The organism is Bradyrhizobium sp. Kon10 (assembly GCF_055807395.1).
In genome coordinates this window covers 220,001-231,280 of sequence record NZ_JBVVOZ010000009.1, presented here as the reverse complement: position 1 = coordinate 231,280, position 11,280 = coordinate 220,001, and the positions used below count along the sequence as shown (strand labels likewise).

The following is an 11,280-nucleotide window of genomic DNA, read 5'->3' as shown; positions in this document are numbered from 1 at the left end:
ACCGCTTTTGCCAACCCGCGAAAAGTTTCATTCAGCGCGCGTCGGCCCTCAAGGCCGGTCCCAACTCGCAATGACGGGGCGGGCCAGCGCGCCGCGTCACACCAGCTTCGGCTGTTCCAATGCAACCGCGTCGCCCACACCGATGTCGCCTTCGGCGATCACCTCGGCATAGATGCCGCAGTCCATGTGGCCGAGATTGCTCGAGAGCGCGGCGGGGATTTCGAGATCGCGCTTGGCGGTATCAGGGTCGACATTGGTGGCCGGGCAGCGCGTGATGCGCTTGACCACTTGCAGCCGGGCCTGCCCGATCGCGAGCGTCTGGCCAACGAGGTCGAGCTCGGACCAAGCCGGCCAGCCCGTGACATAGAGGTTGGCGCGGAAACGCAGCGGATGCACGGCGGCGCCGCCGAGCATGGTCTCGATGGCGCGGACGCTGTCCAGATTGATGATGGACACGACCTTGCGGGCGACGTCGGAGAAGCTGTGGTCGCGGCCGGACAGCAGCTTCGGCGGGCCTTTCAGCTCCGGCTGAAAGTTCTCGCTGAAATAGCGCTCGATGGCAGCGCGCCCGGCTTCGGTCTCGAGATCGCCACTGGCGGCGATCTGGCCGTCCTTGCGAAGCGTCAGCCGATTGGTCGCGTCCTCGAACCGGCTGTCTAGCGACGCCAGCCGCTCATTTCGGGCGAGCATCAGGAACTGGATTTTCGGCTTCCACTGCGGCTGCTCGGGATCGAACCCGCTCGGGCCGTTCTCGATGGCGTAGCGGCGGTCGCCTGGCAGGGTCTGGCCGGTTCGCAACGGGACGCGGGACAGGCGTTCCGGCGTCAGGCCCTTGATGGGGTAGCGGTAAAGGCCGGTGATCTCGGCGGTCTGGCGGGCTGTCATGCCGCTACTTAAGGGATTCGGCTGCTGGCCGCCAAGCCGGCGGATCAGCGCACGAAATTGTGAAGTGGCCTCTTCCGATCGGCGGGCCCGCTTCCCACATCTGGGTCAGGTCGGCGCCAGGGCCGACTGATATCACGACCGCTGCCGGTTGAGAAAGCTCAATGCGGCCAGCGGAAACCCAATGAAGATGCCGTTTGGAGTGCCTTTGAGGGCTCCAGGGGCAGGCCGAGGGATACGAAAAGATATGAACATCGAGAAATACACCGAACGATCCAGGGGCTTCATCCAGTCCGCGCAGTCGCTCGCGATGCGCGAGGGGCACCAACAGTTTTCGACCCTGCACCTGCTGAAGGTCCTGCTGGACGATACTGAGGGGCTGGCTGCCGGTCTGATCGACCGTGCCGGCGGCAATTCCCGCGCAATTCTGAAGACGACCGAGGACGCCCTCAACAAAGTGCCGAAGGTCAGTGGTGCGGGCGCGGGACAAATCTATCTGGCACCGGAGCTGGCCCGCACCTTCGACGCGGCCGAAAAGGCCGGCGAGAAGGCCGGCGACAGCTTTGTCACCGTTGAGCGGCTGCTGCTCGGGCTCGCGCTGGAGAAAAACAGTGAGGCCGGGTCGATTCTGAGCAAGGGCGGCGTGACCCCGCAAAATCTCAACGCGGCGATCGAAGCGCTGCGCAAGGGCCGCACCGCCGACAGCGCCACGGCCGAGAACGCCTATGACGCGCTGAAGAAATATGCCCGCGATCTCACCCAGGCGGCGCGCGACGGCAAGCTCGATCCGGTCATCGGCCGCGACGAGGAGATCCGCCGCACCATCCAGGTGCTGTCGCGCCGGACCAAGAACAATCCGGTCCTGATCGGCGAGCCCGGCGTCGGCAAGACCGCCATCGCCGAGGGCCTGGCGCGGCGTATCGTCAATGGCGACGTGCCGGAGAGCCTCAAGGACAAGAGGCTGCTCTCGCTCGACCTCGGGTCGCTGATCGCGGGCGCAAAATACCGCGGCGAATTCGAGGAGCGGCTGAAGGCCGTGCTCCAGGAAGTGACTTCGAGCGACGGCAATTTCATCCTGTTCATCGACGAGATGCACACGCTGATCGGCGCCGGCAAGGCCGACGGCGCGATGGACGCCTCCAACCTGCTCAAGCCGGCTCTCGCCCGCGGCGAGCTGCATTGCATCGGCGCGACCACGCTGGACGAGTACCAGAAGCATGTCGAGAAGGACGCGGCGCTGGCGCGGCGCTTCCAGCCGATCTTCGTCAGCGAGCCTTCGGTCGAGGACACCATCTCCATCCTGCGCGGGCTGAAGGACAAGTACGAGCAGCACCACGGCGTGCGGATCACGGATTCCGCGCTTGTTGCCTCGGCGACGCTGTCCAACCGCTACATCACCGACCGCTTCCTGCCCGACAAGGCGATCGACCTGATGGACGAGGCCGCCGCGCGGCTGAAGATGCAGGTCGATTCCAAGCCGGAAGAGCTGGATTCGCTCGATCGCGAGATCATCCGACTCAAGATCGAGCAGGAAGCCCTGAAGAAGGAAAGCGACCTCGGCTCCAAGACCCGCCTTCAGGCGCTGGAGAAGGAGCTCGTCGAGCTCGAGGAGAAGTCGGCGGCGCTGACATCGCGATGGAGCGCGGAGAAGAACAAGCTCTCCAATGCCCAGAAGCTGAAGGCGGAGCTCGACGGCTTGCGCGTCGAGCTTGCCAATGCCCAGCGGCGCGGCGAATTCCAGCGTGCCGGCGAGCTGGCTTATGGCCGGATCCCGGAGCTCGAGAAGCAGCTCGCCGATATCGAGGCGCGTGAAGGCTCCGGCGAGATGATGGAGGAGGCGGTCACCGCCAACCACATCGCGCAGGTGGTCTCGCGCTGGACCGGCGTGCCCGTCGACAAGATGCTCGAAGGCGAGAAAGACAAGCTCCTGAAGATGGAGGACTCGCTCGGGAAGCGTGTCGTCGGCCAGGCCGAGGCGGTCCACGCGGTCGCGACCGCCGTGCGCCGTTCGCGCGCGGGGCTCCAGGACCCGAACCGGCCGATGGGCTCGTTCATGTTCTTGGGCCCCACCGGCGTCGGCAAGACCGAGCTGACCAAGGCGCTCGCCGAGTATCTCTTCAACGACGAGACCGCGATGGTCCGCCTCGACATGTCCGAATACATGGAGAAGCACTCGGTCTCGCGCCTGATCGGCGCGCCTCCGGGCTATGTCGGGTACGACGAGGGCGGCGCGCTCACCGAAGCGGTGCGGCGCCGGCCTTACCAGGTGGTGCTGTTCGACGAGATCGAGAAGGCGCATCCCGACGTGTTCAACGTGCTGTTGCAGGTGCTCGATGACGGCCGCTTGACGGATGGCCAGGGCCGGACCGTCGATTTCCGCAACACGCTGATCATCATGACCTCGAACCTCGGTTCGGAGTTCCTGGTGAATCAACCCGAAGGCGAGGACACGTCTGCCGTGCGCGAGCAGGTAATGGGCATGGTGCGGGCGCATTTCAGGCCGGAGTTCCTGAACCGCGTCGATGAGATCATCCTGTTCCACCGTCTCCAGAAGAGCGAGATGGGCCGGATCGTCGAAATCCAGTTCGGCCGTCTCGAGAGGCTGCTGACCGATCGCAAGATCGTGCTGACGCTCGATGCCGCGGCGCGCGACTGGCTCGCGGCCAAGGGTTGGGACCCCGCCTACGGTGCAAGGCCGCTGAAGCGGGTGATCCAGCGCTATCTCCAGGATCCGCTCGCCGAGATGATCCTGGCCGGCGACGTCAGGGATGGCGATACGGTCGCGATCTCGTCCGAAGGCAACGTGCTGACCTTCAACGGCAAAGCGCCGCAGACCGCGGAGATCACCCAGTTCGACGCGCCGGTGCCGAAGCGCAAGCTGAACTGACCGTCTGTGCTGGCTGCAAACAATGAACTGCCCCGGAGCGGCCTCGCCGCTCCGGGGCGGATCGTTGTCGTACCGGTCTAGCTTGCCGTGCCGACGGGGCCGGGGGCCTCGTCTTCGCTCTCGTCGAGCTCGGATAGGATGTCCACCAGCGCGCGGACCCGTCCCTGCGCCAATGGCCTCAAATCATTGATCATGGGCTCGTCATTGGCGAGCCAGGCCTGGGCTTCGGCGAGTTCGTCGATCGTTGCGCCCGTCCCGATGATCTCCGCAATGGTGGCATCATCGGCGCCGCCGATCGCCTTCCTGACGTCGCTATGTGTCAGGCGTGTCACGGCTCTCTCCCTCGCTCGAGTGCGGGACCCGTCCGCACCGGGCGGACGGGTTGTTGCATTGGCCATCTCAGGGTCGAGATCTCAACGGCCGGTGGTCAGCCGCGGCGGGTTCTGGGACATGATCCAGAGCTCGATCGCGGCCAGCACGGCGACCGCTATGCCGACCACCACGTGGATGGTCATCGCCGTCCTGGCGCCCTCGAATCCGAGGACCCAAGGCGCAATGAGCGTCCACAGGCCGACGATCAGGTTCAGCCATTCTTCCCATACGGCGAAGGCGGCAAGCGCCGCGATGGCCAGAATTGCGATCACGATGCCCGCGATATGCGCGTTCTGGGAAGCTTTTCCGGCGTCGAAGCCGAAGATCCAGGGCGAGAGAAACAGGAATGCGCCGAGGACCAGGTTTGCGACGTCGCACAATTTTGCGTTCGTCCAATTCTCCATGGCATGCTCCGTAAAGCCCTGCCCCTGGTAGCAAAACAACAGCCGTGCTGCCCGCCAGGTTCCAACGAAATGAAGCAAGGAAATCGAAAACAGGGCGGCGCGCGGTTGCCGATTGCCTGCTGTCGGGGGCTCGTCAGACCTAGCGGTTGGTGACCTGGAGCGGCCCGCCGGTGGCGTCCGAGATCCGGGCGATGGCGCCGCCCCGGCCGCTCATCATGCTGTCGAGCCGGTCGCGCTCCTTCTCGAAGCTCGTGAGCATCGGGCCTTCCAGCGAACGGCCGCGCGGCAATTTCACGCGCATTGGGTCGACGAAGCGGCCGTTGACCAGGATCTCGTAGTGGACGTGCGGGCCGGTCGACTGGCCGGTGGAACCGACAAAGCCGATCACCTGGCCCTGGCGCACCTTTTTGCCCGGCTCCATGCCCTTGGCGAAGGCCGACATGTGGCCGTAGGCGGTCTCATAGCCGTTGTTGTGCTTGATACGGACATACTTGCCGTAGCCGCCCTCGAGCTGGGCCTTCTCGATGACGCCGTTGCCGGCGGCGAAGATCGGCGTGCCATAAGCGGTGGCCCAGTCGACGCCGGTGTGCATCTTCACATAGCCGAGGATCGGGTGGCGGCGGCCGCCGAAGCCCGAGCGCATGATGGCGCTGTTGACCGGTTTCCTGACCAGGAACTTCTTCGCGCTCTTGCCGGTCTCGTCATAGTAATCGACGACGCCGTCGTCGGGGCTCTGGTAGCGATAATATTTCTTGGTCTCGCCGCCGACCGTGAGCGAGGCGAACAGAACGTCGTTCTTTTCGCTCGCCGTCACGCCTTCGTCCTCGCCGGCGTAGAACACGTCGAAGGAATCGCCCGGCTGCACCTTGCGCTGGAAATCGACGTCGTAGGAGTAGATCTTGATCATGTCGTCGATGACCGGCATCGGCACCTTGTTGCGTATCGCGGTCTCGTAAATGCTCTGGTAGAGCCGCACGCCGGTGCCGTCGTCATCGTCGTCATCGTCGCTGTTGGTGCTGGCCGCGGCATCAGCGACAGTGTTCATGCTGGAGACGTCGACCGCGACGTATTTGCCGAGATCGGACAGCGCCGCGATCGCCTCGACCATGGTGTCGTTGGCGACGACGACGCGGTAGGGCTGGAGTCTTGCGCCGGGGCTTGCGGGCGCCATCAGGATGCGGAGTTTTTCGCCTTCCTTCACGCCGCCATCGCGGCCGCGCGGCCCGAGCGTGGCGGCGATCGCCTTGATCTCGTCCGGCGTGGCGCCGAGATCGCGCAGCACGGACGAGACCGAATCACCCTTCTTGACGACATGGACGCGCTCGCCGTTGGGATTGCCGCCGGTGATCTGCTCCTTGGTCTTCGGGAGCAGCGTGACGTTTTCCGGCACCACGCGGGTCTCGAAGCCGGCATAGGGATCGGACGGCGACACTTCGGTGGCGTAGGCGCTTCTGATGTCGGATGCCCCGGTCGCGCCGGAGACGTCGGCGGTGGCATTGGCGAGCGCGGCGTAGCGCACCCCGCCATTGCCGCGCCAATTGGCGGCGTCGCGGACCCGCATCAGGATGTCGTCGAGCGCCACCACCGCGGAAATCTTGGCCTTCGGCAGCACCGGCGACAGGTCCTTGGTGACGAAGGAGACCTCGGCGTCGGGCTCGACCGCTTCCGGATTGTTTGGATCGTCGGCGGCGGCCTTGGGGTCGGAGCCGACGTCAGTGAGCAGCCGCTGTGCGTTGAACGGCGGGATCTTCGCCGACAGATCGCTCGTCGTCATCGACAGATTGCCGGCGATCCGGATGAAGGGACGCACCCGCATCACGTCGCGATTGCCGACGCGGGCGACGGTGGAAACGCGCACGATGTTGCGCGAGGCCGTGGATTCATTCGGCGGCGGCAGGCGGTCGCTCTTGTGCAGCGTGGCCGCGCGATCAGCTGCGCCGAACGCGCCGCGCAGCGCGCCCTCGACCCGCTCCGGCACCTTGGCGAAGGTCATTTCGCCGTCGAGAGATGCGAAAACGGCGCCGCCGATCAAGGCTGCGCCGCAGAGTCCGGTCAGAATTGTCCCGCTGAACCATTGCACCGAGACGCGACGGCGATCGATGACGGCGGCCTCGGAACCATCGACGGACAGCGGCGGCTCGTGGCCGAGATCGATGATCCCGGTCTCACGCCCGTAAGCGCCGCGTGACGTCCTGTGGTTCAACCCAAGTCCCCCAATCAACGACCCGAAATGCCTTGTCCTGCACTCCTCCCGTTTCGCCCTCTTCCAGGGGAATCGCGGGAAAAGCCGTGCCGCATAGGTGTTCGCGCTCAGAAGGCCCTGATGGAGGCCCGGCCGAAATTACGAACAGCGAAGCGGGTAAAGGTCTCTCGATGTCTCTCGAATGTCCAAGGAAGGCCGCGTCATCGTAAGATCGCCTTCCTCTGACCCCGTGAAATCGCGGGCAGCCCCCACTGGCATCCCGCGATTCAAGCTTGTCTCTTACCAGAACGCCGCGGGATTGTGGCTCTAGTACGGCGTCCCATGGGGAAAAGTTTCCTGAACGGGCTGGCGCCAGAGCCTTCCCCGGGGAGGGCGCCAGAAGCCGCCTCAGGAGCCCCCACGAGCCCAAACTTTTTTGGATTTTTTCATCGACTGGTCCCGACCCGACCGCTCGACGTTCGTCTAATCGTCTGGAAACACGTGATTTTTTCGGACAATCCACTGTGCGACGATTTGTTGACAATGGGCGTTGACAATCCGGAGCGAGGGGGCCTATAACCCGACCACTGAGCGCGGCGCCGCCGGGTCAACGACCACGGCGAGCGGACGTGCCACTGATGCTCCTCACCTTGTTGAGTGACACAACGATCGACGCAAGTCGGTTGGAGTTCATTCATCGTCGGTAAGGGTGTCGGAACCCTTCCTCTAGGGAAGGATGGGGCCTCCTGGGTCCCGGGCTGTTTGACAAGTGAAGATGAAGAAAGAGAAACGTGGACGGCGGAGTCCTTGCGGGTCTCGCATTTGAAAGGCTTCGGCTTTTCGGATCGGGACCGGACGAAAGACTTCGGCGGTACACGTTTTAAGGTTACACCATCGTTGCCAGCGATGTGAATCGCAGGCAGCTCGTCGACTTCGGTCGGCGAAAAATGGTGGGACCTCGTCAAACGTTGTGATCAGCCGGTTCAAAGTTCAAGTCCAACTTGAGAGTTTGATCCTGGCTCAGAGCGAACGCTGGCGGCAGGCTTAACACATGCAAGTCGAGCGGGCGTAGCAATACGTCAGCGGCAGACGGGTGAGTAACGCGTGGGAACATACCTTTTGGTTCGGAACAACACAGGGAAACTTGTGCTAATACCGGATAAGCCCTTACGGGGAAAGATTTATCGCCGAAAGATTGGCCCGCGTCTGATTAGCTAGTTGGTAGGGTAATGGCCTACCAAGGCGACGATCAGTAGCTGGTCTGAGAGGATGATCAGCCACATTGGGACTGAGACACGGCCCAAACTCCTACGGGAGGCAGCAGTGGGGAATATTGGACAATGGGGGCAACCCTGATCCAGCCATGCCGCGTGAGTGATGAAGGCCCTAGGGTTGTAAAGCTCTTTTGTGCGGGAAGATAATGACGGTACCGCAAGAATAAGCCCCGGCTAACTTCGTGCCAGCAGCCGCGGTAATACGAAGGGGGCTAGCGTTGCTCGGAATCACTGGGCGTAAAGGGTGCGTAGGCGGGTTTTTAAGTCAGGGGTGAAATCCTGGAGCTCAACTCCAGAACTGCCTTTGATACTGAAGATCTTGAGTCCGGGAGAGGTGAGTGGAACTGCGAGTGTAGAGGTGAAATTCGTAGATATTCGCAAGAACACCAGTGGCGAAGGCGGCTCACTGGCCCGGTACTGACGCTGAGGCACGAAAGCGTGGGGAGCAAACAGGATTAGATACCCTGGTAGTCCACGCCGTAAACGATGAATGCCAGCCGTTAGTGGGTTTACTCACTAGTGGCGCAGCTAACGCTTTAAGCATTCCGCCTGGGGAGTACGGTCGCAAGATTAAAACTCAAAGGAATTGACGGGGGCCCGCACAAGCGGTGGAGCATGTGGTTTAATTCGACGCAACGCGCAGAACCTTACCAGCCCTTGACATGTCCAGGACCGGTCGCAGAGATGTGACCTTCTCTTCGGAGCCTGGAACACAGGTGCTGCATGGCTGTCGTCAGCTCGTGTCGTGAGATGTTGGGTTAAGTCCCGCAACGAGCGCAACCCCCGTCCTTAGTTGCTACCATTTAGTTGAGCACTCTAAGGAGACTGCCGGTGATAAGCCGCGAGGAAGGTGGGGATGACGTCAAGTCCTCATGGCCCTTACGGGCTGGGCTACACACGTGCTACAATGGCGGTGACAATGGGACGCTAAGGGGCAACCCTTCGCAAATCTCAAAAAGCCGTCTCAGTTCGGATTGGGCTCTGCAACTCGAGCCCATGAAGTTGGAATCGCTAGTAATCGTGGATCAGCACGCCACGGTGAATACGTTCCCGGGCCTTGTACACACCGCCCGTCACACCATGGGAGTTGGTTTTACCTGAAGACGGTGCGCTAACCAGCAATGGAGGCAGCCGGCCACGGTAGGGTCAGCGACTGGGGTGAAGTCGTAACAAGGTAGCCGTAGGGGAACCTGCGGCTGGATCACCTCCTTTCTAAGGATGGTTCTTCAGAAGCTTGCTTCTATCGAACCGTTTTAGAAACATCAGTGGCCAACGGTCGTCAGGATCGTTGAGCTGCATTGGCGGGATTTCGCCGTCTACGTTTCTCTTTCTTCGCGGACGAACACGCGCTGGGCCTGCATGCGCAGGATCCCATGGTCCTTAACGGGATATGCGTTAGGGGCTTGTAGCTCAGTTGGTTAGAGCGCGCGCTTGATAAGCGTGAGGTCGGAAGTTCAAGTCTTCCCAGGCCCACCACACTCATCGAGTAAGCATTCGTCTTCTGGTTACGGGGCCATAGCTCAGCTGGGAGAGCGCGTGCTTTGCAAGCATGAGGTCGTCGGTTCGATCCCGTCTGGCTCCACCAGATGGTTTGATTGCCGACACGTTGTGTAACTCAATCGTCCGCGAAACATCACTTCGCACCCACTAGTCCGGATGGACGGTGAGGTTGCGTGATTTCTGACATCGTAAAGAGGAGATCGATCCGAGTTGGATCGTGCAGCAAGCAATTGCTACGCGATACTTCATTATCTCCGGATCATTTCGGCGCTCACGCGTCCTTCAAGGTCAAACTTGAAAGACGGGCGAGTTGTAAATGATCCTTTTAGCGAAGCTTGACCGCCTCGCTATCGGAACGATCTTACGAAGCAAGCTGGTCTTTCTAATCATTGTCCGGCTGTACGTAGCGTTCATCGAGGGCGCGTGCCGCAAGGTAATCGTACAGTCAACATTCTGCCGAGTGTGTGGACATTGATAATGAGAGCAATCAAGTGCCTTAAGGGTGTTCGGTGGATGCCTTGGCGCTGAGAGGCGATGAAGGACGTGCTACGCTGCGATAAGCCGTGGGGAGCTGCGAAGAAGCTTTGATCCGCGGATTTCCGAATGGGGAAACCCACCTTCGATAGCCGGAACTCCAAGACCTTTGTCGAAAGACATCGGTGTGGGGTTCGATCAGATAATGTGAGAAGCCAGGCCTTTAGATTTCGATCGAAGAGGTTTTGGATTTCCGGTTATCAAAAGAAGGTATGAGACTTCTGAATACATAGGAGGTTTCAAGCAAACCCAGGGAACTGAAACATCTAAGTACCTGGAGGAAAGGACATCAACAGAGACTCCGTTAGTAGTGGCGAGCGAACGCGGACCAGGCCAGTGATACATCAAAGACAATCGGAACCAGTCAGGAAAGCTGGGCCTCAGAGGGTGATAGCCCCGTACGAGTAATGCGATGATGTATCCACGAGTAAGGCGGGACACGTGAAATCCTGTCTGAACGCGGGGGGACCACCCTCCAAGCCTAAGTACTCCTCAGCGACCGATAGTGAACCAGTACCGTGAGGGAAAGGTGAAAAGCACCCCGACGAGGGGAGTGAAATAGACCTGAAACCGGACACCTACAAACAGATGGAGCCCAAGATACGTTCTGGGTGACATCGTACCTTTTGTATTATGGGCCAGCGACTTAATTTAACGAGCAAGCTTAAGCCGATAGGCGAAGGCGTAGCGAAAGCGAGTCTGAATAGGGCGCCAAGTTCGTTGTATTAGACCCGAAACCTAGTGATCTAGCCATGAGCAGGTTGAAGGTGAGGTAACACTCACTGGAGGACCGAACGGGTGCCTGTTGAAAAAGGCTCCGATGACTTGTGGTTAGGGGTGAAAGGCCAATCAAACTGGGAAATAGCTGGTTCTCCGCGAAAGATATTTAGGTATCGCCTCGGATGAATACCTCAGGGGGTAGAGCACTGGATGGGCTAGGGGGACTTACCGTCTTACCAAACCCAACCAAACTCCGAATACCTGAGAGTACTATCCGGGAGTCACACAGCGGGTGCTAACGTCCGTTGTGGAGAGGGAAACAACCCGGACCTACAGCTAAGGCCCCTAATTCGTGGCTAAGTGGGAAAGGATGTGGAAATCCCAAAACAACCAGGAGGTTGGCTTAGAAGCAGCCATCCTTTAAAGAAAGCGTAACAGCTCACTGGTCTAAATAAGGGTTTCTGCGCCGAAGATGTAACGGGGCTCAAGCCACGAGCCGAAGCTTAGGGTGTAGTCCGCAAGGGC

Annotated in this window: 5 protein-coding genes, 2 tRNA genes and 2 rRNA genes (1 of these 9 running past the window's edge); 5 read left to right on the top strand and 4 right to left on the bottom strand. The window is 60.9% G+C overall.

All coding sequences use genetic code 11. The features are described from left to right. Positions 1–96 precede the first annotated feature (96 nt). The gene (locus AC0L2O_RS15790; protein WP_473370361.1) at positions 97–885 is read right to left on the bottom strand and encodes an MOSC domain-containing protein; all 789 of its coding nucleotides are present in this window, start codon (positions 883–885) and stop codon (positions 97–99) included. Between the two features lie 244 nt (positions 886–1,129). Here AC0L2O_RS15790 and clpB point away from each other — a divergent pair, with 244 nt between their 5' ends. Then, the gene (clpB, locus tag AC0L2O_RS15785; protein WP_473370360.1) at positions 1,130–3,769 is read left to right on the top strand and encodes an ATP-dependent chaperone ClpB; all 2,640 of its coding nucleotides are present in this window, start codon (positions 1,130–1,132) and stop codon (positions 3,767–3,769) included. 77 nt (positions 3,770–3,846) lie between these two features. On the opposite strand, the gene AC0L2O_RS15780 is transcribed toward clpB, so the two are convergent. The 3 genes from AC0L2O_RS15780 to AC0L2O_RS15770 form a co-directional block, all read right to left on the bottom strand. Continuing rightward, on the bottom strand, positions 3,847–4,101 hold the full coding sequence (locus AC0L2O_RS15780) for a hypothetical protein (RefSeq protein ID WP_473370359.1): 255 nt from the start codon (positions 4,099–4,101) through the stop codon (positions 3,847–3,849). 81 nt (positions 4,102–4,182) lie between these two features. Next, positions 4,183–4,545, bottom strand: a complete 363-nt coding sequence (locus AC0L2O_RS15775) for an SPW repeat protein (RefSeq protein WP_369720792.1) — start codon at positions 4,543–4,545, stop codon at positions 4,183–4,185. 139 nt (positions 4,546–4,684) lie between these two features. Then, complete coding sequence (locus AC0L2O_RS15770) at positions 4,685–6,748, bottom strand: peptidoglycan DD-metalloendopeptidase family protein (protein WP_473370358.1); 2,064 nt, start codon at positions 6,746–6,748, stop codon at positions 4,685–4,687. 976 nt (positions 6,749–7,724) lie between these two features. On the opposite strand from AC0L2O_RS15770, the gene AC0L2O_RS15765 reads away from it, so the two are divergent. From AC0L2O_RS15765 to AC0L2O_RS15750, 4 genes are all read left to right on the top strand, one after another. Then, positions 7,725–9,213: ribosomal RNA gene (locus AC0L2O_RS15765) — 16S ribosomal RNA — on the top strand. Between the two features lie 187 nt (positions 9,214–9,400). Next, positions 9,401–9,477 (top strand) — tRNA-Ile (locus AC0L2O_RS15760). Between the two features lie 33 nt (positions 9,478–9,510). Then, positions 9,511–9,586: transfer RNA gene (locus tag AC0L2O_RS15755), tRNA-Ala, on the top strand. A 400-nt stretch (positions 9,587–9,986) separates the two neighbouring features. Then, positions 9,987–11,280, top strand: a 23S ribosomal RNA gene (locus tag AC0L2O_RS15750); it runs 1,579 nt beyond the window's last position. The 16S and 23S rRNA genes sit together here with 2 tRNA genes alongside, the layout of an rRNA operon.